At 59.0% G+C, this 20,522-nt stretch carries 21 protein-coding genes and 1 tRNA gene; 6 read left to right on the forward strand and 16 right to left on the reverse strand.

The annotated features are described in order from the left end of the window. Positions 1–4: 4 nt before the first annotated feature. On the forward strand, positions 5–1,111 hold the full coding sequence (gene csaB, locus DXY29_RS00785; RefSeq protein ID WP_115022129.1) for a polysaccharide pyruvyl transferase CsaB: 1,107 nt from the start codon (positions 5–7) through the stop codon (positions 1,109–1,111). Here the strand turns inward: csaB and DXY29_RS00790 are convergent. From DXY29_RS00790 to DXY29_RS00845, 12 genes are all read right to left on the reverse strand, one after another. Then, positions 1,044–2,021, reverse strand: coding sequence for an ABC transporter ATP-binding protein (locus DXY29_RS00790; RefSeq protein ID WP_115022033.1), 978 nt, complete (start codon positions 2,019–2,021; stop codon positions 1,044–1,046). The two genes, csaB and DXY29_RS00790, sit on opposite strands and share 68 nt — an antisense overlap. Next, on the reverse strand, positions 2,018–2,833 hold the full coding sequence (locus tag DXY29_RS00795) for a carbohydrate ABC transporter permease (protein WP_115022035.1): 816 nt from the start codon (positions 2,831–2,833) through the stop codon (positions 2,018–2,020). Before DXY29_RS00795 ends, DXY29_RS00790 begins: the two co-directional genes overlap by 4 nt. Then, positions 2,830–3,696: a carbohydrate ABC transporter permease gene (locus tag DXY29_RS00800; protein WP_115022037.1), complete on the reverse strand. Its 867-nt coding sequence runs from the start codon at positions 3,694–3,696 to the stop codon at positions 2,830–2,832. Before DXY29_RS00800 ends, DXY29_RS00795 begins: the two co-directional genes overlap by 4 nt. Further along, positions 3,693–4,958 (reverse strand): ABC transporter substrate-binding protein, encoded by a 1,266-nt coding sequence (locus tag DXY29_RS00805; RefSeq protein WP_115022038.1) that lies wholly within the window; start codon positions 4,956–4,958, stop codon positions 3,693–3,695. Before DXY29_RS00805 ends, DXY29_RS00800 begins: the two co-directional genes overlap by 4 nt. Next, positions 4,955–6,445, reverse strand: a complete 1,491-nt coding sequence (ggpS, locus tag DXY29_RS00810) for a glucosylglycerol-phosphate synthase (protein WP_115022041.1) — start codon at positions 6,443–6,445, stop codon at positions 4,955–4,957. The genes DXY29_RS00805 and ggpS overlap by 4 nt, the downstream gene beginning before the upstream one ends. A 52-nt stretch (positions 6,446–6,497) precedes the next feature. Continuing rightward, positions 6,498–7,058 carry a peroxiredoxin gene (locus tag DXY29_RS00815; protein WP_115022043.1) on the reverse strand — a complete coding sequence of 187 codons (561 nt, stop codon included), beginning with the start codon at positions 7,056–7,058 and terminating at the stop codon, positions 6,498–6,500. Between the two features lie 12 nt (positions 7,059–7,070). Continuing rightward, positions 7,071–7,307: a 50S ribosomal protein L28 gene (rpmB, locus tag DXY29_RS00820; RefSeq protein ID WP_006850205.1), complete on the reverse strand. Its 237-nt coding sequence runs from the start codon at positions 7,305–7,307 to the stop codon at positions 7,071–7,073. Between the two features lie 79 nt (positions 7,308–7,386). After that, positions 7,387–9,291, reverse strand: coding sequence for a molecular chaperone HtpG (htpG, locus tag DXY29_RS00825; RefSeq protein WP_115022045.1), 1,905 nt, complete (start codon positions 9,289–9,291; stop codon positions 7,387–7,389). Between the two features lie 100 nt (positions 9,292–9,391). Continuing rightward, positions 9,392–9,616, reverse strand: a complete 225-nt coding sequence (locus DXY29_RS00830; protein ID WP_115022046.1) for a ferredoxin family protein — start codon at positions 9,614–9,616, stop codon at positions 9,392–9,394. A gap of 25 nt (positions 9,617–9,641) precedes the next feature. Continuing rightward, complete coding sequence (locus tag DXY29_RS00835) at positions 9,642–10,820, reverse strand: ATP phosphoribosyltransferase regulatory subunit (RefSeq protein WP_115022048.1); 1,179 nt, start codon at positions 10,818–10,820, stop codon at positions 9,642–9,644. A gap of 22 nt (positions 10,821–10,842) precedes the next feature. Then, positions 10,843–11,730, reverse strand: coding sequence for an inositol monophosphatase family protein (locus DXY29_RS00840; RefSeq protein WP_115022049.1), 888 nt, complete (start codon positions 11,728–11,730; stop codon positions 10,843–10,845). Between the two features lie 2 nt (positions 11,731–11,732). Beyond that, positions 11,733–12,101 (reverse strand): 2Fe-2S iron-sulfur cluster-binding protein, encoded by a 369-nt coding sequence (locus tag DXY29_RS00845; protein ID WP_115022051.1) that lies wholly within the window; start codon positions 12,099–12,101, stop codon positions 11,733–11,735. A 53-nt stretch (positions 12,102–12,154) separates the two neighbouring features. On the opposite strand from DXY29_RS00845, the gene DXY29_RS00850 reads away from it, so the two are divergent. Further along, a tRNA-Ser gene (locus DXY29_RS00850) sits at positions 12,155–12,241 on the forward strand. Between the two features lie 135 nt (positions 12,242–12,376). Here DXY29_RS00850 and pstB read toward each other — a convergent pair. The 3 genes from pstB to pstC are packed head-to-tail and all read right to left on the reverse strand — an operon-like array spanning position 12,377 to position 15,086. Then, positions 12,377–13,198 carry a phosphate ABC transporter ATP-binding protein PstB gene (gene pstB, locus DXY29_RS00855; protein ID WP_115022052.1) on the reverse strand — a complete coding sequence of 274 codons (822 nt, stop codon included), beginning with the start codon at positions 13,196–13,198 and terminating at the stop codon, positions 12,377–12,379. 21 nt (positions 13,199–13,219) lie between these two features. Beyond that, positions 13,220–14,137, reverse strand: coding sequence for a phosphate ABC transporter permease PstA (gene pstA, locus DXY29_RS00860; protein ID WP_115022054.1), 918 nt, complete (start codon positions 14,135–14,137; stop codon positions 13,220–13,222). A gap of 1 nt (position 14,138) precedes the next feature. Continuing rightward, positions 14,139–15,086, reverse strand: a complete 948-nt coding sequence (gene pstC, locus DXY29_RS00865) for a phosphate ABC transporter permease subunit PstC (RefSeq protein WP_115022056.1) — start codon at positions 15,084–15,086, stop codon at positions 14,139–14,141. A 153-nt stretch (positions 15,087–15,239) separates the two neighbouring features. On the opposite strand from pstC, the gene dnaK reads away from it, so the two are divergent. Genes dnaK through murQ form a run of 4 tightly spaced genes read left to right on the forward strand, consistent with a single transcriptional unit; the run spans position 15,240 to position 19,605 of the window. Next, positions 15,240–17,231, forward strand: coding sequence for a molecular chaperone DnaK (gene dnaK, locus DXY29_RS00870; protein WP_115022057.1), 1,992 nt, complete (start codon positions 15,240–15,242; stop codon positions 17,229–17,231). Next, on the forward strand, positions 17,215–18,147 hold the full coding sequence (locus DXY29_RS00875) for a DnaJ domain-containing protein (RefSeq protein ID WP_115022059.1): 933 nt from the start codon (positions 17,215–17,217) through the stop codon (positions 18,145–18,147). Before dnaK ends, DXY29_RS00875 begins: the two co-directional genes overlap by 17 nt. Before the next feature lie 42 nt (positions 18,148–18,189). Next, positions 18,190–18,648 carry a DUF3110 domain-containing protein gene (locus DXY29_RS00880; RefSeq protein WP_115022061.1) on the forward strand — a complete coding sequence of 153 codons (459 nt, stop codon included), beginning with the start codon at positions 18,190–18,192 and terminating at the stop codon, positions 18,646–18,648. Positions 18,649–18,651: 3 nt separating this feature from the next. Then, positions 18,652–19,605 carry an N-acetylmuramic acid 6-phosphate etherase gene (gene murQ, locus DXY29_RS00885; RefSeq protein WP_115022062.1) on the forward strand — a complete coding sequence of 318 codons (954 nt, stop codon included), beginning with the start codon at positions 18,652–18,654 and terminating at the stop codon, positions 19,603–19,605. Here murQ and mtnP read toward each other — a convergent pair. Beyond that, on the reverse strand, positions 19,598–20,506 hold the full coding sequence (mtnP, locus tag DXY29_RS00890) for an S-methyl-5'-thioadenosine phosphorylase (RefSeq protein WP_115022064.1): 909 nt from the start codon (positions 20,504–20,506) through the stop codon (positions 19,598–19,600). The two genes, murQ and mtnP, sit on opposite strands and share 8 nt — an antisense overlap. Positions 20,507–20,522 lie beyond the last annotated feature (16 nt).

A 20,522-nucleotide genomic window follows, 5' to 3' on the forward strand; every position in this document is an offset into this window, starting at 1 on the left:
GCCCGTGGTCCGCCCCGCTGCACCTGTCCTTCTGCTTTGTGGCTACTACGGAGAACACAATCTCGGGGACGATGCACTGCTTCAGGTGCTGGTGTCAGCGCTTCCCCAGTCGCAGCAGTTGTTGATCACAGTGCGTGATCCAGTTCCTGTCCTTGCCCTGGCACCGTCGGCCCTAACCGTTAATCGCCGCTCATTGGTGAGCTGCCTTCGTGCCGCTCTGCGCGCGGATGTGCTGGTTCTTGGGGGCGGCAGCCTGCTTCAGGACAGCACCAGCTTCAGCAGCCTTGTTTACTACGTGCTTCTGATGGCGGTCGCCCGTATCGGTGGCGCCGAGGTGCTTCTCTGGGGCCAGGGCCTGGGGCCATTGCAGCGTCGGATCAGTCGGATGCTGGTGCGCGCTGTGTTGCCGTTCTGCAAGGCGGCGAGTTGGCGCGATCAGCGCTCCTTTGAATTGGCTCGGCGCTGGGCGCGATCGTTACCGATGGTGCTGGCCGCAGATCCGGTCTGGCAGATGCCGGCGCGTCCATGGATCGGTGGCGACGCCATCGTTCTGAGCTGGCGTCCAACACCACTCCTGGATCACTCGGGCTGGCGTCGGTTGACGGAGGCTTTGGATGCTCTCAGTGCCGAGTTGGCAGCCCCGGTGATCTGGTTGGCGTTCCATGAGCATCAGGATGCACCGTTGCTGCAGCAACTGAGCGATGCGGGGCTGCTGCCAATGCGTCTGAAGGGGCGCAGCACAACCCTGGTGCCCCAGTCGCTGGAGGTTGTTTCTGATGTAGTCCAACGGGCACGCCTTGTTCTGCCCATGCGACTGCATGCCTTGATCCTGGCCCGTCTTTCCAACAGTCCGATGGCTGCTCTTAGCTACGACCCGAAGGTTGAGGCCGCCGCTGCCATGGCGTCCGTGCCTTGCACCCCATTGACCTCCTTGCCTTCTGTGGATGCATTGCTGAATCTGTGGCGAGCTGAAGTGGATCGTCCGGCGGATCCCAATCAAACGGAAGAATTGCGATGCCAGGCATCGGCTCACAGCGACCTGCTCAAGCGGATGGCAGTCGACGACCGGAGATCGTATCGAAGCGATGCTCACAATCGCTCGACCAACTGATCCGCGGTTCAGCCGCGATCGTCGTTTCTCCGGAGCAGACCATCCGTAGGTCGCCGCGATCGCAGCGGACCAGAAGCATCTGATTGGCACCGAACCATTCACGGCTGAGGATTGTGCACGGCCAGCCATCGGAATCGAGCCGCAGGTCGTCCGGTCGGACGCCGATGGTCACGCCGTTCTGAGCTGGCAACAGATTCATCTGCGGGCGGCCGATGAACTGGGCGACGTAGGTGCTGGCCGGCTGCAGATAGAGCTCGCGAGGTGTTCCAATCTGTTCGATGCTTCCATTGCGCATCACGGCGATGCGATCCGCCAACGCCATTGCCTCCTGCTGGTCATGGGTGACGTAGACCACGGGTTGGTCACCACCGATCATCAGACGGCGCAACTGGGGACGCAGGTCCTCACGCAATTGCGCATCCAGATTGCTCATCGGCTCATCCAGCAGATAAACCAGTGGATCCCTGAGCAACGCTCTGGCCAGGGCGACCCGTTGGCGCTGTCCGCCGGAGAGTTGTGATGGCCGTTGCTTGGCATATTCCCTGAGCTGCAGCACCTCCAGAACGCTGCTGATCCGCTTATGGCGGCTGCCGGTGGTGCCACCTCGAATTCTCAAACCCAGTTCGAGGTTTTCCCACACGTTGAGATGCGGGAACAGGGCATAGCTTTGAAAGACCATGCCCACCCGGCGCCGTTCGGCGGGAACGTCAACCATCTCGGCATCATTAATGCGAATGGAGCCTTGATCCGGTTGATCGAGCCCCGCGATTAGACGCAAAGCCGTGCTTTTCCCACAGCCACTGGCACCCAGCAGAGCGACGCATTCCCCATCGGCCACGTTGAGGTCGAGCTGCTTGAGAACCGGGCGTTCGCCGAAGCTCTTGCTGATGGCCCGTAGTTCCAGTGTCATCCCTTAATTGCTCCGTTGGTGAGTCCACTGACGATCTGCCGCTGGAACACCAGCACCAGCACCAGCAGAGGTATGGCACCGAGCACAGTCGCGGCTGCGTAGGTGCCGTAGGGGACCGAATAGGTGGATGATCCCGCAATCCGGGCCATCGCCACCGGCAATGTGAGCAGATCGCTGCGGCTTAGCCAGGTGAGGGCCACTGGATACTCGTTCCAGGCAAACAGGAACACCAGGATCGCTGTGCTGGCGGAGGCTGGTGCAATCAAGGGAAGCAGCACCCAGCGCAGCCGTTGCCAGAGAGACAGACCCTCAAGCTTCGCCGCGTCCTCCAGATCATTGGGTAGGGCTTCGAAGGCAGCGGTGAGCAGAAGCAGGGCCAGGGGCATCGACAGAGCGCTATAGGGAATGGAAATGGCGATGAGGTTGTTGCCCAGCGAAAACGTGCGGGCCAGTTCGAGCAGTGCCAGAAACAGCAGCACATAGGGAAACAAGGCGGCTCCCACCACGGCGGCCCGGAGGCTTCCCCTCCATCGAATGGGGAGTTTCGCCAGTCCGTAGGCGGCCGGGATCGCCAGCACCAAGGTGAGCAGTGTTGTGAGGGAGGCCACCAGGCTGCTGTTGAACAGGTATCTCCAGAACGGCGGATCGGTGCTCAGCAGATCCCTGTAGTTGTTCAGCGTCCAGCGGTTCCAGAAGCTCAGTTGTTCGTTGACCAGGGCATCGGCCGTGGTGAATGAACTCACCAATTGCCACAGCATCGGGGCGAGGGACCAGACCAGCAGCAGTGCAATCCAGATGGAACGTCGCGTCATCGATCCAGGGGCCTCAACACACCGAAGGTTTTCAGCACCAGCGTTCCCGCCAGGATCAGGGCTGTGAGCAACAGGAATCCCGCGAGCATCACCGTGGCGCTGTAACCGAAATCAAGGAAGCGCATGCCGTTGAGATAGGCATAAAGGGCGATGCTTTCTGTGCTGCCGGCAGGACCACCACCGGTCAACACCTGCACCAGATCAAACACCCCGAAGGCCTGGGCCAAGCGGAACAGAAGGCTCAGCAGGATGTAGGGCAGGAGCAGCGGCAAGGTGACGCGGCGCAGGGCCTGCAGAGGGGTTCCGCCTTCCAGACGGAAGGCGCTGTAAAGGTCGTCGGGAATGCTTTGGAGCCCAGCCAAAAGGATCAGCGTGATGAAGGGTGTTGTCTTCCAGACATCGGCGAAAACCGTCACCAACCAGGTGATCGATGGGGTGGACAACAGATCCAGGGAGTCGAGTCCAAGGGTTCGGGCCAGCACCTCGATTGGGCCGTAAGGAGTGTTGAAGATCCAGCGCCAGCCAAGGGCCATCATTGTTGTGGGGAGTGCCCAGGGGAGCAGGGTCAGGGCTCGAACGGCGCCTCTGCCACGCCAGCTCTGATGAAGCAGGAGCGCGATGGCCAGTGCCAATAGCAATTCCATTCCCACGGAGATCAGGGCGAATCGCGCGGTCTGCCCCGCATCCAGCCAGAACCGCTGATCAAACGCCAGCCGCATCCAGTTGGCTCCGCCGTTGGCCACCGGTTCCAGTCCGGTGAGGACGGAATCAGCGTGGAAGCTCAGCCAGGCGTAACGAAGCATCGGCCAGCCGAAGACGACGGCGATCAGCAGTAGGGCTGGAACAGCCAGGAGAACGGTCATGGCGTCGCTCCCGCTGCACGAAGCAGGGTCTGGCTTCGCTGCTGACTGGTCGCCATCGCTTCATCAGCGGATCCAGTTTCGGTGAACAATCCGTTGAGTTCGCGCTGCACCACATCACTGAGTTGGGCGTAGAGGGGTGTTGGCGGACGCACAACCGCGTGGTTTAGGGCTACCTGCAGCTCCGGAAGCACAGGGGAACTCTTCAACATCTCCGGATCGCTGAACAAATTCGCTTGGGTGGGTGAGTAGCCGTTGTTGAGAAAGCGAGCTCGCTGGGAGGCTTCATTGGTGAGGTATCGAATGGCTTCCACCGCCGCCTCCTGATGGGGCGACTGACGCATCAAGCTCAACCCCCAGCTGCCCAGGGTCGCTCCGGGTCGTTCGCCCGGTTGCGCCACCATCAGGCTGATGCCCACGTTGCCTTTCACATTGCTGTCGTCCTTCTGCAGTTCAGCCCAGGCATAGGGCCAGTTCCGCATCAGTGCGGCATCGCCGGATTTGAAGGCTTGAAGCGACTCCGATTCGGCGTAATTGGTGACGGCATAGGGACTGATCCCTTCGTTGATCAGATCGTTCAACCAGGCTGCAGCCCCTGTTGCCTCAGGCGAATCCAGCTGCATGGTGTTGGTGGTGGTGTCCATCCACTCGCCGCCGAAGCCCTGCAGCACTTCTAGGAAGTCGCAGCTCAGCCCCTCGTACTGACGCCCCTGCCAGACGAAGCCATTGGCAACGGAGTTGGTCTGGACCAGCTGTCCTGCAACGGACATCAACTCGTCTGGTGTTTTCGGTGGCTCTTTCATGAGATCCGTCCGCCAGTAGAGCAGTCCCACATCGGCCACCAAGGGCCAGCGGTAGAGATGGCCGTCGTAGTCGTTGCCCAGCCGTGCTCCCTCCACCAGCTGTTCCTGGTCGGCCTGATCAAACCAAGGATCCAGGGGTTCCAGCCATCCCGCGGCTGCATATTTCGGTAGCCAGGTGACATCCATCAACAGCGCGTCGAAGGGTGCATCCCCGAGCAGAAGGCTGCTGATTGCAAGATCTGAAATCGATTCCGTGTTCAACGGACCTCGGATCAAATTCAGATGAATCCGGCCGCGATGCTCGCGGTTGAAGGTTTTCACCAGCTCAGCGCTGGCGTCGGTGAAGGAGGAGGGCATGAGGATGTTCACCTCTTCCGCCCGGAAGGACGCTGACCCCACCAGGCAGCCGAGGGCCATGACCAGCGCTAAGGCCCCGCTCGCCAGCCAGCGGCGCAGCTTCACTGGGCGTTTGAGGGCGTCAGACCAGACATTTGTTCATCGGCCCAGTCACGAACGGTGTAGCTCTCCACGGCATCGGTCATGCGACTCATTCGATCGCGTTGCTCGTCTTCGTCCATTTCCAGCGCCGATTCGATTGCATCGTCCATGCGGCGATTCGAATAGGGGTTGGTCAGAACGGCGCCATCGAGGACAACCGAAGCACCGGTGAATTCGGAAAGAACAAGAACACCGCCGCGGTTTCGCCGAGCAGCCGCATATTCCTTGGCTACCAGATTCAGTCCATCGCGCAGCGGTGTGATCCAGCAGACATCTGCTTGGCAGAACCAGGCAATCATTTCGTCGTAGGGGATCCGACGGGTTGAAAACCGGATCGGGACCCAATCAATTTGGCTGAAGCGTCCGTTGATCCGCCCCGCCATTTCTTCAATCGAGCGTTGCGTGTCTTCGTAGATTTTCATCCCACTGGCAGCGGCGACGCAGGCGAGCATCAGTACAACTTGCCCATGCAAATCCTTGCGTCGTTCCAGCAGGCGTTCGAAGGCCAGCAGCAACTCCTCATTGCCCTTCGTGTAATCAACACGACTCGCGGAGAGGATTAGTTTTCGTCCCTTTTTGGTGTCTTGAACGATCAATTCACCATGGCTTTCAACAGATGGGCTCCAGCACAACTCCTGAATTAGATCAGGAGATGTGCCCACCGGTGAGCTGAGTAACTGAATGGTACGGCCTTTGTGCTCGAGATGACTGGTGACCGTGCCTTCGGAAAGGGCTGTTCCTACTCCAATGAATTTGCGATCTACTGAAACTTTTGGACCACGCTTGGCTCCTACAAGTGTGCTGGCGGCACGGGCAAAGTTTTCGGTGTAGCGCGGGATATGGAAACCAACGACATCGCAACAGAGCAAACTTTCAAGAATTTGCTCACGCCAAGGCAGGATGGCGAAGACATCATTCCCTGGGAAGGGGGTGTGATGGAAAAAGGCAATCTTTAGGTCGGGACGTTCAGCTCGGATGTAACCGGGAACCAGCCAGAGGTTGTAATCGTGTACCCATACCGTTGCACCCTCGGCAGCCTCGGCACATGCCGCAGAGGCGAATCGTTTGTTGACCTCTTCAAAGATCTTCCAGTTCGCATTATTAACGTTGAAGTATGTGGGAAATGTGTGCAGGATCGGCCAAAAGCATTCTTTTGACGTGATGTGATAGAAACTGGAGATCTGCTCGTCTTCTAGAGGGATTCGGCAGAGTGTGAATGGAGATGGATTGTCCATTTCAATCCGTTCTGTGCCTTCATTCGACTGATCGTCGACGCGTCTCCAGGCAATCCATGTACCTTTCTCGCAGCTCCGAAAGAGATTGCGAAGGGTAGGAATTATTCCGTTAGGACTTTTCTGGTCGACCCAAATTCTTGATCCGTTTTTGTCTTTTGATTCGTCAAACGGGGTGCGGTGGTAGAGGATTATGAACGAACTTTGACCCGCACCCATCTATTCGAACAACACTTCGTTCGTTCCACCATTCAGCAAAAGCTGTTTTTTGTCAAATGGTGGTTTTGTTCTGAAGTGTCGTCAAGGAATCCAGCACTTCCCTGGCGTGACCGTTTGGTCGAACTGCCACCCAGCGCTCACGTAGAACGCCATCGGGATCGATCAGGAAGGAGTGGCGCAACGAATAGGGCGCCATCCAGGAGCCGTAGGCCTTGCTCACGGTTCCGTCAGGATCAGAGAGCAGGGGAAAACTCAGCCCTTCGCTTTCACAGAAGGATTCGTGCTCGTCGACACTGTCGGCGCTGATGCCGATGACCTCGGCACCGGCCTGAAGAAACTCCGCGTGCAGGCTTTCGAAGCCCCTGGCTTCGATGGTGCAGCCACCGGTGAAGTCTCTTGGGTAGAAATAAACCGCCAACCAACGACCGCGCAGATCTCCGGTGCTCCAACGGTTACGGTCGGGTTCGGATTGGCTGGATCCGGGCAGATCAAAGTCGGGCACTGTGCTGCCCGTTTCCAAAACAACACCCCCGAGAGCCGAAGCCCGCGAGGGTGAAAGCGTCAGAGCTGCAAGGAAAAGGCCGGACTTGACTAGTAATTCCCGCCGATTCACCCGTTCAAGATCTCAGATCTTGGCCAGGTTAATGCCCAGAGACTTGGCATAGGCGCCGAGGCCTTTCTTCTGGATGGTTTTGAGGGCGCGGGTGGTCACGCGCAGCTTCACCCAGCGGTTGCCTTCCGCCCACCAGAGGCGCCGCTGCTGCAGGTTGGCCTGCTGCAGCTTCTTGGTGCGGATGTGGGAATGGCTCACGGCCATGCCGTTGTTGGCGCGAGTACCGGTGAGCTGACACACCCGTGACATGACGATGTCCTTCTACTGAGAGGTTGTTTGGAGCTGAATTAACAGTTCCAAACGACCAAGTTAGCAAAAGGTCTTCACCTCAAAGGCCTCTCTGCATCAGAGCACCCATCAATTCAGCACTGCGGGTCTGGAATCCGCCAAGTTCATTGGGCTCCAGACCGCCCACGCCCAGCCGAGCCATGTCATAAAGATGACGGGCCACATCCTGGGCGAGGCTTGCTGTGGGTGAGGCTTCCGCCGATCCCACCAGCACGCCACCGGCCCGCAGCTTGAGCATCCCTTCCACCAGGGGATGGCGCCGGTTCACCAGAAGTACGTGATGCTCAGGAAGGCCTGGTAGGCGCTGTTCCATTAAGGCGCCCATGTCGTTCAGCCTGCGCATCTGTTCAGGCAGAAGAATCATCGCCGGAGGTGCCCCTTCCGCTTTCAGGGCCTGTACCTGAACGGTGACCTTCTCATTGGCCAGGGATTCCTTGATCAGATCACGCAGTCGGTCTGATTCCGTTGTTCCATCTTGATCGGTGAGTTCCGCATCGTTGTCTTTCAGGCTCTCGTCCAGTTCCGAGTCGACGCGTTGGAAGGTGAGTTCCTCGTGGCGATGTTCGAGCCAGGGGATGAACTGAGTGTCGATCACCGTTTCCAGCTTCAGCACTTCCGCGCCCTGGGATGTCCAGAGATTGAGCGCACCAGCCTGGGAAACGTCATCGGTGCTGTAGAGCACGCGCTTGTTCTGATCTGCGGCCAGTCGGCTGAGGTATCCATCCAGAGTGGTGAAAGCACGGCCATCGCAGGCGATCGGGTCACCGTCGTCGCCTTCCCCGGCGGCAGCGGTGGTGGCGAACAGGATCAATTCGGCGACCTGCTCGGCGAACTTCTCGTCTTCCATGGCGCCGATCTTCACGAAGGGTGCCAGGGCATCCCACGCCTCGGCATAGGCCTTGGGGTCCTCCTTTTTCAATCCCCGCAGCCGATCTGACACCTTCTTGGCGACAAAATTTCCGATCGAGCGAACGCGTCGGTCGGTCTGCAGAGCACTGCGGCTCACATTGAGAGGAATGTCGGGTGAATCGATCACTCCCCGCAAGGGCAGCAGGTAGCGCGGCACAACTTCCTTGATCGAATCGCTGACGAACACCTGGTTGCAGTAGAGCTTGATTTCGCCCTTCTCCCAGTCGGCACGACCGGTCTGCTTGGGGAAAAAGAGAATTCCCTGAAGGTTGTAGGGGTAGTCGGTATTGAGGTGAACCCAGAGCAGGGGATCGCCTTGAAAGGGATAGAGATAGTGGTAGAGGTCGATGTAATCCTGATCACTGAGATCTCTGGCGCTCTTGCGCCAGGGGGCGTCCATCTTGTTGATCGTTTCCCCCTCGAGCTGCACCGGCACTGCCATGAAGTCGCAGTAGGTGTTGATCAGAGTTCGGATCCGTGCCGGTTCCAGATATTCGAGCTCGTCCTCCATTAGATGAAGGATCACGTCTGTGCCCGGCTGCTCTTTCTCGGCGGCGCTGAGGCTGAAGTTCGGGGAACCATCACAGCTCCAGCGCACAGCTTCAGCGTCGGGCCGAGCTGAACGGGTCAGCAGTTCAACCTTCTCGGCCACCATGAAGCTGGAATAAAAACCAAGGCCGAAGTGGCCGATGATGGCGTCGTTTTCCTGCTTGTATTTCTCCAGGAAATCCTCGGCACTGGAGAAGGCCACCTGGTTGATGTAGCGCTTCACCTCATCGGCCGTCATGCCGATGCCGTTGTCACTGATGGTGACGGTCTTGGCCTCCTGATCCACTGTGATGCGAATGGCACCGTCATCCCCTTCGCTGCAATCGCCCGCCATGGCAGCCATGCGGCGCTTGCTGATGGCATCAACGCCATTGCTGACAAGTTCCCGGAGAAACACCTCGTGGCCGGAGTACACGGCCTTCTTGATGATCGGGAAAATGTTTTCGGTGTGGATCTGAATTTGACCCTGTTCCTCCAGCACCGCCATTCCTGTGTCCCGAAAAACCAGACACTAGAGACCGGTTTCACTCCGGCTCAACGGCCTGTTCAGGGGGTTCTCCGTACCTTCATGTGCTCCGCATGCCTGCTCAAGGCGTCTTCTGAAGGTCAGGACGCTCTTCCGCAACGATGGCGCCCTCAACCGGACAGACCTGCAGGCAGATGCCGCAATCGATGCAGGTGTCGAAATTGATCCAGTAAAAGTCTGTCCCTTTCTTGTTTTTTCCATTGCCTTGGTCAATGCAGGCCACAGGGCAGGCATCGACGCAGTCAGCAATGCCCTCGCAAACGTCGGTGACGATGGAATGAGCCATGGAGGACCTGCTGATCTGCCGGATCCTAAGGATCGACCCAATCGAGCTGTAGACCGCCCTGTGCTTTCGCCAGCTGTTCAGCCTTCTCCCTGGAATCGAACGGTTCCAGGGCCAACACAGCGGTGCGACCTTGCTGATGCCAACCCCGCTGATGCTCCATGGCCGCTTCCAGGCTTGTGGCTGCTGAAAAGGCCACGAGTACATCGGTCTGTTGCTGGTCTGCTGTATCGAATTCCGAGATCAGTTCCCGGATCGGGTCGATCGCCAGGCTGAACCCAGCGCCATAGGCCTTGTGATCGGTCGCGCCGCAACGCTGCACCAGGTCGTCGTAACGGCCGCCACGGGCAATCACCACAGGAGAGCTGCGGCCATCACAGACCAGCTGGAACACCAAGCCGGTGTACAGCTCGAAATGGGGCTGGAATGTCGGGTCGAGCTGAATCGTTACCGACTGATCCTGAGCTGCTTTTGAGAGGTGGGCGCAGAGACGGCGAAGCTTGTCGAAGACCGGCTGATCACCTCCCATGCTGGCGAGCTGGGTCAGGACCTGGTCGGGGGTTCCGCGGCAGTCAAGGAGTGCAAGAAGCCTGGCCTTGGCGTCCTTGGTCAGCTCGAAATTCTCAATGGCCAGACGGTCGAAATCGATCAAGGCTGTGCGGATCTGATCGCGCATCTCACCGTTGAACGGGCTGAGAATCAGATCCATCAGAGCGGTGTGGCCCAGCAACAGCCTTGGTTTCTGGCTGGGCTGCAGCTCCAGGGTCTGAATTGCTGCCATCAACAGGCTGAGCAGTTCCATCTCCGCTTCGCTGCCGCTAACCCCGAACAGTTCAACGCCGCTCTGCAGGTTCTCTTCGATCGATTGCCCCCCTTCATCGGCGGAACGGGTGCGGAACACCGTTCCGGAGGCCCAGAGACGCAACGGCCGTTGGCGATCGGCGAATCGTGTGCAAGCCGCTCTGGCGATGGATGCCGTCATCTCTGGCCGTAGCCCGAGAGGGTCATCTGCAACGAGACGAACGATGTCTGAACTGTCGATGGCACCCCCGGCCATCAACGTTGCCAGACGCTCCACCCGCGGTGGCGACACCTCCTCATAGCCCCACAGACGGAAAACCGATGCAAGACGTTCCGTCAGCTGTCGATTGGTCTCCACCTGACGTGGATTCAGATCCTTTGCGCCAGCTGCAGGTTGCAGCGCCATCTCACGTCCTCGCGGCCACGACTCAGGATCCCATGGCCGTGACCTCCGGGGCACCGAAGGCGGCTCCAGGAAGCGGTTTGACCTGAGACAAGCCATCCCTGATTGCGTCATGCAAGCCAGGACCAGCCGCTACGACTCGGCCGCTGGTGAGATCAAAGGGTTGATTCCCATATCCCGTGACGGTTCCCCCCGCTAGGTCCACCAAGGCCACGCCCGCGGCCAGGTCCCAGGGAGACAGGCCCCTTTCCCAGTAGCCGTCCTGGCGGCCAGCAGCCACGAAGGCCAAATCAACCGCCGCGGCGCCGCCGCGACGGACCCCATGGGTGCGATGGGTGAACCAGCAGAACTCGGCGTAGTTGTTGTCGAGACGGGTGTGGCGGTCATAGGCAAACCCGGTAACGAGGAGAGCATCCTCGAGCCGATCACAGCTGCTCACCTGAAGTGCTGTGTCGTTGCAGAACGCCCCGATTCCCGGCGCTCCCCAGTAGATCTCCTTGAGGAAGGGCACGGCGATGGCACCAAGGATGGGTTGTTGCCCCAGGGTGAGCCCGATCGAGGTAGCAAAGAAGGGATAACCGTGGGCGAAGTTGGTGGTCCCATCCAGGGGGTCAACACACCACCTCAGACCGTCCTGCTGTCCTGTTGCCCCGCTTTCTTCCGCCAGCACGGCGATCTCAGGGGTCTGGTCCGCCAGCATCTCCAAGACGATGCGTTCAGCTGCAACGTCGGCATTCGTCACCAGGTCGCCGATGCGCCCTTTACTTTCGATCGATGACAAGCGTCCGTAATGGCGCATGAGCTCCTGGCCACCGGCATCGGCCGCCGAGCGGGCCACGGCCAGATAACGCTCCAGATCGCTTGGGCTGAGTCCGCCATCGCGGGCGGCACGGCTGCAGATCGACTCCTGCATGGTCACTCCTCTTCGATGGGGATCCTGGTGGTGACGCGTCCTTTCCCAAAGTGGCGCCCGAATTGCAGCTCATATACCTCGTCTTCGTCTTGGGTTTCTGCTTCAAGAGGGGCAACTGCCCGGGCCACACAGAGCAGGCCGTAACCCTGGGACCTCAGCTCCTGAGAAAGACCCATGGCCTCGCGTTGGTCGAGGGTTCCGCTTTGCACCCGAACGGCACAGCTGGTGCAGCATCCGTTTCTGCAGGAGAAGGGAAGTGGGTCTCCTTGCTCTTCAAAGCTCTGCAGGATGTACTCACCCTCTGGGACGTCGTGGGTGATGGTGCGACCCTCCTGGCGCCAGTGAATGGTGATCCTGTGGCTGGGACGCATAAAGCTCTGCCGGCAGTGCCCTGCTACATTCTCACCTGCCCCATTTAGCCGGTGGAGAGCTGGCCGAGTGGTCGAAGGCGCAGCACTGGAAATGCTGTATAGGGGCAACTCTATCGAGGGTTCGAATCCCTCGCTCTCCGCTTCTCCGGTCCGCAAGGTCCGGATTTTTTTTGTCCATCTGAGGCGGCGCTTCAGACCCACGCACGGCCGTCAAACCTTGGCGAGGCTTGGGCTTGAGTGTTCCTGACAGCTGCGTCGTTGCTGAGGGGTCGGGATCAGCCGAACCGACCGGAGACGTAGTCCTGGGTGGCTTGCTGTTGGGGCGCGTTGAAGATCTTGTCTGTGTCGTTGAATTCCACGAGGTAGCCCACTTTTCCGGTTCCGCCCTCGACGGCTTCGGCGTTGAAGAAAGCCGTCATGTCGCTGACACGGACGGCCTGCTGCATGTTGTGGGTCACGATCACGATGGTGAAGCTCTTCTTGAGCTCATGCATCGTCTCTTCGATCTTCAACGTCGAGATTGGATCCAGGGCTGAACAGGGCTCATCCATCAAGATGACTTCTGGCTGGATGGCGATGGTTCGGGCGATACAAAGACGTTGTTGCTGTCCGCCAGAGAGTGAATAGCCGCTCTCATTCAGTTTGTCTTTGCATTCATCCCAAACTGCTGCCTGCCGTAGAGATTGTTCAACGAGTTCATCCATATTTCCCGTATATCCATTGATGCGCGCGCCAAAGGCAATGTTTTCGTAGATGCTTTTCGGGAATGGGTTGGGTTGCTGGAACACCATCCCGATACGACGTCGCACCTCTACAGGATCGACACTGGAACCGTACAAGTCGACCCCACCAAACAAAATGCTTCCCTTGAGGGAGCATGAATCGATCAGGTCATTCATGCGGTTCAAGGCTCGGAGAACCGTTGATTTTCCGCAGCCGGATGGACCGATGAAAGCCGTGACCTTGCCGCGAGGAATGTCGCAAAACACATTTTTTACGGCTTCAAAGTTGCCGTAGCTGATCGTGACGTTCTGCAGCGAAAGTGCTGTGTCTGCGCTCTTGATATCGGGATCTTGGGGTGGGCTGATAGTGGTCATTGATTTAAGTGGAAAATTGGTTTATTTGGCTGCAAATCGTGCCAGCCATCGAGATAAAAGATTGAGCGTCAAAATCATCATCACCAGTACGAAAGATGCGGCCCAGGCCAATTCGTTGTGAAACTCATAGGGCATGATCGCAAAGTTGTAGATCATCACGGAGAGGGTTGCGATGGGAGCGAAGATGCCCTCGGGTGTGAGCAGATCTGACCAGAACGGTGAGAAGAGTGCCGTGAAGATCAAAGGAGCCGTTTCCCCTGCGGCTCTTGCGATTCCAAGAACCACCCCTGTCGCGATCGGGGTTAAGGCTGCAGGGAGTGTGATTCGCACAACAGTGACAAATCTGGATGCCCCCACTCCCAAAGCACCACGACGCAGGTCATCAGGAACCAGCTTCAGACCTTCGTCGGTCGTTTTAATAACTGTGGGGAGCATCAACACAGCCAGGGCCATGCCCCCCGCAACGGCGCTGTAGGCGTTCCCGAAGAGAATTCGGCTGGTGACGATGGTTCCGTAGATGAACACGCCAGCAATGATCGATGGCACACCAGCCAACACATTGGTGCCGAATCGAATGAACTGAGCGAACCATCCTGAACGGGAGTATTCGGCAAGGAAGATCCCACCTCCGACGCCCACTGGAATGGCAATCAATCCAGCGATGCCTGTTACGACGAGGGTTCCAATAATCGCGTTAGCGATACCGCCTTCCTCCAGTCCCGGTGGTGGTGGAAGTTCCGTCAGCAGGGCCAGACTGATCTTGCTGCCCCCTTGTACAAGCACGTAGCCCAAAACCAGGACAAGGGGCAGAACAGCGATAACTGCAAATAATCCCGCCAAGAAGGAGAGAAGGCCGCTGCGGATATTTCTGCGCAGAAACGGCTTGTAGCTCAGATCAGGAGCTGAGTCGGATCGGGTGTGGGTGAGCGTTTGCGTCATGTCAGTACTTCAGGCTCAAGCGCTTCACAATCCACTGGGCAAAAATATTCACGCACAACGTCAGGATGATCAGCACAAATGCTGCATACATCAGCGATGACACTTGGGAACCATCCGCTTCACCAAACTGGTTAGCAAGCATCGCTGCGATGGTGTTGCCCGGTGCCAAGAGCGAAAGGCTGAAATTGTTGGAATTGCCGATGATCATCGTGACGGCCATGGTCTCGCCCATGGCTCGGCCCAGTGCCAGCATCACGCCACCAATGATTCCGGAAATCGCTGCCGGAAGAATCACATTGATGATCGCTCCCCAACGTGTTGTCCCCACGCCATAGGCCGCTTGTCGGAGTTGTGTCGGTACCTGATTCAGACAATCACGGGAAATAGCCGTGATGATCGGAAGGATCATCACCACCAGGATCAACACTGCTGGGATGGTGCCTGGACCCATCGGCGGTGTGCTGAAGAGGGGGAACCAATTGAAGAGCTCATAGAGAAGCTCAAGCCCCGGACGGATGAATGGTTCCAACACAAAGATGGCCCACAGGCCGAGTACCACGGATGGGATTGCGGCGAGAAGTTCAACCATCAAGCCGATCAGACTGCGAATCCGGCTGGGGATGATGTTTTCGGTGATGAAGATGGCTGTTCCAACCCCCAAGGGCACAGCGATCATCAAGGCCAGCAGTGATGTAATCAGGGTGCCGTAGATGGCTGCACCGGCGCCGTACTCGTCATCCACAGGGTTCCAATCCGAGGTGATCAGAAATTGCCAGCCGTAGCGGGCCATGGATTCCAAGCTTCCTTGGAAGACGACGATCAGGATGGAGAACAGAACGATCGCCACCACCGAGGCCATGGCAATGGCCAGATTCTTGAAACCGACGTCCACCAATTTTTCGAACGGTGGACGTCTTCGGAACAGGTATCGCTTGTCCGGGTCGGACATTTACCCAAAGGCGCGCCAGTACAACGTATGTCCCGATCCTCTTGACATGATTAAGAACGCCTTAAGCGATGGGCTCTGTTCTGCCATTTATCGCGACTGGGGCTGGAGCAGGTTGGAAGCTGCCGTTAGCGTGGAGATCAAGCTTTAAGGGATATGGGGCGGATCGTCGGCATCGATCTGGGGACCACCAATTCGGTTGTCGCTGTGCTGGAGGCGGGTCGTCCCCATGTGATTGCCAATGCCGAGGGCGGACGAACCACCCCATCCGTAGTGGGCTACACCAAGGATCAGGAGCTGCTGGTGGGGCAGCTGGCCCGACGCCAACTCGTGCTCAGCCCCCGAAACACCTTCTCCAATTTGAAGCGGTTTGTTGGTCGTGACTGGGACGAGTTGGAGGACAGCAGCCTGTCCGTGCCCTACACAGTTCGTGCCAATGACCAGGGTCAGGTTCGCGTCCCCTGCCCGGTAACGGAAAGGGAGTATGCGCCCGAAGAGATTGTCGCCAGCATCATCCGCAAACTGGTCGACGATGCATCGACTTACCTAGGCGAGCCGGTTGAAGCGGCTGTTGTGACTGTTCCGGCCTATTTCAATGATGCTCAGCGTCAGGCCACCCGTGATGCCGGACGGTTGGCGGGCATTTCAGTGGAACGCATTCTTAATGAGCCAACCGCCGCTGCTCTCGCTTACGGCTTTGATCGCAGTGCGGTCAAACGGGTGCTCGTGTTTGACCTGGGTGGAGGCACATTTGACGTGTCGCTGCTGCGCATCGCCAATGGCGTCTTTGACGTCAAGGCGACGAATGGAGACACCCAGCTCGGTGGCAACGATTTTGATCAACGCATCGTCAACTGGCTGGCCGATGCGTTCGCTGAGGAGCATGGCGTTGATCTGCGGCGGGATCGTCAGGCCCTTCAGCGATTGACGGAGGCTGCTGAAAAAGCGAAGCAGGAACTCTCCGGTGTGCTGAGCACCCCGATTTCGCTGCCGTTCATTGCTACCGGCAGTGATGGTCCGCTGCACATTGAAACTCGTCTGGACCGTGCCACCTTCGAGGGTCTCTGCCCGGATCTTCTCGACCGTTTGCTGAGTCCGGTCCAAGCGGCACTGCGCGACTCGGGTTGGTCTGCAAACGACATTGATGACGTTGTGCTGGTGGGGGGCGCCACCCGGATGCCCATGGTGCAGCAATTGGTTCGCACCCTTGTGCCCATCGATCCCTGCCAATCGGTGAATCCCGATGAGGTGGTGGCGATCGGTGCTGCCGTTCAGGCGGGGATCCTCACAGGGGAACTCAGGGACCTGTTACTGAATGACGTCACACCTCTCTCGCTCGGACTGGAGACGATTGGCGGACTGATGAAGGTGCTGATCCCTCGCAACACGCCGATCCCGGTGCGCCAGTCCGATGTGTTCAGCACTTCGGAAGCCAATCAGTCGTCCGTTGAAATCCATGTCTGGCAAGGGGAGCGCCAGATGGCATCGGACAACAAATCTCTTGGTCGTTTCCGCCTCTCCGGCATTCCACCGGCTCCGAGGGGTGTGCCTCAGGTGCAAGTGGCGTTCGATATTGATGCCAATGGCCTGCTTCAGGTCAGCGCCACCGACCGCACCACGGGGCGCAAGCAGTCGGTTTCGATTCAGGGCGGTTCGAATCTCAACGAGGAGGATGTGACCGCTCTGTTGGCGGAAGCGGAGGCACGGGCCGATGAGGATCGGCGCAAACGCAATCAAATCGAGCGTCGCAACCGTGCCCAAACGTTGCTTGCTCAGGCGGAACGGCGTCTGCGGGACGCTTCGCTGGAGCTGGGGCCCTATGGCGCTGAACGGCAGCAACGGGCTGTTGAAATGGCCATGCGCGATGTGCAGGACTGCCTCGCCAACGACGACCTCCAGGAGCTGGATCTGTGTGTAAGCGGTCTTGAGGAGGCTCTCTTCGGTCTGAACCGTCGTCTTTCGGCGGAGCGTCAGGGCGATGGCAGTCCGCTTCAGGGCATTCGCAACACCCTTGGGTCCCTCAAGGATGAGCTGTTTGCCGATGATTGGGATGACGACCCCTGGGGTCCCCCCAGTCGTCCGGGTGAACGCGGTCGAGGCCTGAGCCGTCGTGACTCTGCACCTTGGGACGATGACATCTACCGCTGATCCTGATTATTGGTCTCTGCTGGGGGTTGATCCCGACTGCACGGATCAGCAGCTGAAACGTGCCTTTCGCCGCGAGGCGCGCCGTTGGCATCCGGATCTGAACAGCAATGATCCCGTTGCTGAGGATCGCTTCAAGCTGGTCAATGAGGCCTATGCGGTGCTCAGTGATCCCCGCCGCCGCGATGCTTGGCAACGGGGCGGTGGTACAGGCGCGGGTGTTGCTGATCCCTTCGCGCACGGGTTCCCCGATTTCGAGGACTATCTCGACGTGATTTTCGGTGGGGGGGCAGGGCGATCAACGGCTGAGTCCGACATGGAGCCGGATCCACCCTTCCGGGGTGATGACGTCAGAAGTGAAACCAGAAGAACTGAACCTCCGGTTTCAGCACCGCCGCCGCCGCCGCCCGTGCGTGCTGTGGAGGACCTCGAATCGGTCGTTCATCTCACCGCTGATCAGGCTCTGCAGGGCACCCAGGTGGAACTCACGCTCGACGACGGCACGGTGATCGAGCTGAACACTCCTCCCTTCGCTGGTGATGGCTGGCGACTTCGGCTTGAGGGTGTCGCCCCGGGTGGTCGTGATCATTTCCTGCAGCTCCGGGTTGTGACCGAAGACGGGCTTCGGATCGATGGTCTTCGCGTGCTCTACAAGCTGCTGTTGTTTCCGCCAGATGCTGCTCTTGGCTGCGCTGTGGATGTGCCCACGCTGGATGGACCCGTGACGCTGCAAGTTCCACCCGGTTCATCGAGCGGACGCTTGCTGCGACTTCGTGGTCGTGGGCTGCAGCTGGAGAACGAACGGGGGGACCAACTGGTGGAGATTGTTGTGGTGATTCCTTCAGATCTGGGCGATGCGGAACGGGCTCTTTATCGCCGCCTTCAGGAACTGGCGAGCGAATCCGAGCAGGTTGGATGACGATGGGTGAGACTCCGGTCCGATTGATCTGACGTTTTCTCGATGCGCGTCCACGTCCTGCTCTTTGATGCCGGTACGGATAGTGAAGGCATCCACTCGCTTGAAATTGCCGGACGCACTGTGGTTCTTCTGTTTGAGAACCCCGACGATGCCGAGCGTTATGCCGGCCTTCTGGAGGCGCAGGACTTTCCGGTCCCGACGGTGGAGGCCCTGGACCGAGAAGACGTGGATTTGTTTTGTCGTGAGGCCGGCTATGAGGCCCGCGTGATCGAGTCGGGTTTTGTGCCGAGCAATGACGAGGAGCGCCTGTTCATGGCGCCGCCGCAGAGCAACCGCGATGTGAGCAACTGGAAGGACGACACCAACCCTGATAACCCAATCCCTGACAACGCCAACCCTGAACAACACGCCGCTGAACCTGCGCGCCAGGGACTGGAGACCGAGCCCGAGTCAAATCCTGAACTCGATGAACTGCGTCGGCGGTTGGAGGGCCTGCTCTGAACCATGGCCCTGTTTGACCCTGATCTCCAGCCCTCCAGCGACCGCGGCCATCTGCTGACCGAGCAGAGCAATCAGCGCAGTTCACGGTTGGATCAACTCGACACCCTCGAGCTCGTCGCCCTGTTTGCGGACGAGGATCGGCGTCCCCAAGAGGCTGTCGCCGCGGCCGCTCCTGACCTTGCTCAGGCCGTTGATGCCGTTTCTGAGCGACTTCGTGCCGGCGGTCGTCTCTTCTATCTCGGTGCTGGCACCTCAGGCCGGCTGGGGGTCTTGGACGCCGCGGAGTGCCCACCCACTTTTTGCAGTGATCCCGAGCAGGTGCAGGGGGTTCTCGCTGGTGGTTCAGCAGCGCTGTTGCGCAGTTCCGAAGGGCTCGAGGATGTTGAGGCTGCCGGTCGGGCTGACCTGGAGGAGCGGGGGTTTTGCTCCAAGGACTGTCTTGTGGGGATCGCCGCAGGTGGCACCACGCCATACGTTCGCGGCGGCCTGGCGTTTGCGACAAGCATTGGCGCTCTGGCGATTGCCATGGCCTGTGTTCCGACGGAACAGGCTCCCCTTCCCTGCGATATCGACATTCGTCTGCTCACCGGCCCTGAGCTGCTGACTGGATCCACGCGGATGAAGGCCGGCACGGCCACAAAACTTGCCTTAAACACGCTGTCGACCGCCGTGATGGTGAAGCTCGGCAAGGTCTATGGGAATCGGATGGTGGATGTAGCCGCAAGCAACAGCAAGTTGGTGGACCGATCGCTGCGGATCCTGAGGGATCTGGCCGGTGTCGAGCGGGAGCGTGGGCTGACGCTGCTTGAGGACGCCGGCGGATCGGTCAAACTCGCTTTGTTGATGGCGTCTGCTGACTTGCCTGTCGACCAGGCATGTGCGCTGCTTCAGCAGCATGACCAGCAGCTTCGCTCGGCACTGGCCTCCTGCGGAGCTCAGCTGAAGGACCTCAGCTGATGGAGGACTGATCGAACGATCCCCAGTAAGGGGAGGTGAACAGATCGAGCTTTGATCGGGTCTCGGCAGGCACCTGGTCCTTGGGCGTGATCAAGGCATTGGCGAGGGCTGTGTGGGCCGTCGAAGCAGGAGGCTTTTGCTTCAGCTGCTGCATCAAACCGCTCAGGATCGGTTCGGTGGCCGAGGCATTGGCCTGCAGGTTGCTAATCACCATCTCCACAGAGACCGCGTCATGGTCTTCATGCCAGCAGTCAAAGTCGGTGACCATGCTCAGGGAGGCATAGGCCAATTCGGCTTCCCGGGCCAGGCGGGCCTCGGTGTGATTGGTCATCCCGATGACTGAACAACCCCAGGAGCGGTAGAGCTTGCTTTCGGCCTGGGTGGAAAAGGCGGGGCCCTCCATGCAGAGATACGTTCCTCCGCGATGCAGCTTTTGCCCCTTCGGCAAGCCCCTCTCGGCAGCATCGGCCAGTAGGGCACTTAACTGCGGGCAGAAAGGTTCGGCAAGGCTGACGTGAGCCACACAGCCGTTCCCGAAAAAACTGGATGGCCTTTGACGCGTGCGGTCAATGAACTGATCCGGTACGACCATGTCCCGCGGATGCAAATGGCCCTGAAGTGATCCAACCGCGGAGAGGGAGATCAACCAGCGCACCCCCAGCGACCGCATCGCCCAGATGTTGGCCCGGTAGGGAACTTCACTGGGCAGCAGCTGGTGATGCCGGCCATGGCGGGCCAGGAAGACGGTCTCGACCCCCTCAAGTTCTCCCAATCGCAGTTGATCGGATGGCGTCCCGAACGGTGTTGGTATCGCACGTTCTTCCACCTGGCTTAAGCCGGGAATCGAATACAGGCCGCTACCGCCGATGACGCCAACCCGGGCTCCCTCGAGATCTGCCATGCCACTACTCTCACTA

It is taken from the genome of Synechococcus sp. UW69 (assembly GCF_900474185.1).
Classification (GTDB): domain Bacteria; phylum Cyanobacteriota; class Cyanobacteriia; order PCC-6307; family Cyanobiaceae; genus Parasynechococcus.

Bases quoted from the DNA above. Each gene is read 5' to 3' on its own strand.
- DXY29_RS00790 (WP_115022033.1), bottom strand. From the start codon at position 2,021: ATGACACTGGAACTACGGGCCATCAGCAAGAGCTTCGGCGAACGCCCG.
- DXY29_RS00795 (WP_115022035.1), bottom strand. From the start codon at position 2,833: ATGACGCGACGTTCCATCTGGATTGCACTGCTGCTGGTCTGGTCCCTC.
- DXY29_RS00800 (WP_115022037.1), bottom strand. From the start codon at position 3,696: ATGACCGTTCTCCTGGCTGTTCCAGCCCTACTGCTGATCGCCGTCGTC.
- ggpS (WP_115022041.1), bottom strand. From the start codon at position 6,445: ATGGGTGCGGGTCAAAGTTCGTTCATAATCCTCTACCACCGCACCCCG.
- rpmB (WP_006850205.1), bottom strand. From the start codon at position 7,307: ATGTCACGGGTGTGTCAGCTCACCGGTACTCGCGCCAACAACGGCATG.
- htpG (WP_115022045.1), bottom strand. From the start codon at position 9,291: ATGGCGGTGCTGGAGGAACAGGGTCAAATTCAGATCCACACCGAAAAC.
- DXY29_RS00830 (WP_115022046.1), bottom strand. From the start codon at position 9,616: ATGGCTCATTCCATCGTCACCGACGTTTGCGAGGGCATTGCTGACTGC.
- DXY29_RS00835 (WP_115022048.1), bottom strand. From the start codon at position 10,820: ATGGCGCTGCAACCTGCAGCTGGCGCAAAGGATCTGAATCCACGTCAG.
- DXY29_RS00840 (WP_115022049.1), bottom strand. From the start codon at position 11,730: ATGCAGGAGTCGATCTGCAGCCGTGCCGCCCGCGATGGCGGACTCAGC.
- DXY29_RS00845 (WP_115022051.1), bottom strand. From the start codon at position 12,101: ATGCGTCCCAGCCACAGGATCACCATTCACTGGCGCCAGGAGGGTCGC.
- pstB (WP_115022052.1), bottom strand. From the start codon at position 13,198: ATGACCACTATCAGCCCACCCCAAGATCCCGATATCAAGAGCGCAGAC.
- pstA (WP_115022054.1), bottom strand. From the start codon at position 14,137: ATGACGCAAACGCTCACCCACACCCGATCCGACTCAGCTCCTGATCTG.
- pstC (WP_115022056.1), bottom strand. From the start codon at position 15,086: ATGTCCGACCCGGACAAGCGATACCTGTTCCGAAGACGTCCACCGTTC.
- dnaK (WP_115022057.1), top strand. From the start codon at position 15,240: ATGGGGCGGATCGTCGGCATCGATCTGGGGACCACCAATTCGGTTGTC.
- DXY29_RS00875 (WP_115022059.1), top strand. From the start codon at position 17,215: ATGACATCTACCGCTGATCCTGATTATTGGTCTCTGCTGGGGGTTGAT.
- DXY29_RS00880 (WP_115022061.1), top strand. From the start codon at position 18,190: ATGCGCGTCCACGTCCTGCTCTTTGATGCCGGTACGGATAGTGAAGGC.
- murQ (WP_115022062.1), top strand. From the start codon at position 18,652: ATGGCCCTGTTTGACCCTGATCTCCAGCCCTCCAGCGACCGCGGCCAT.
- mtnP (WP_115022064.1), bottom strand. From the start codon at position 20,506: ATGGCAGATCTCGAGGGAGCCCGGGTTGGCGTCATCGGCGGTAGCGGC.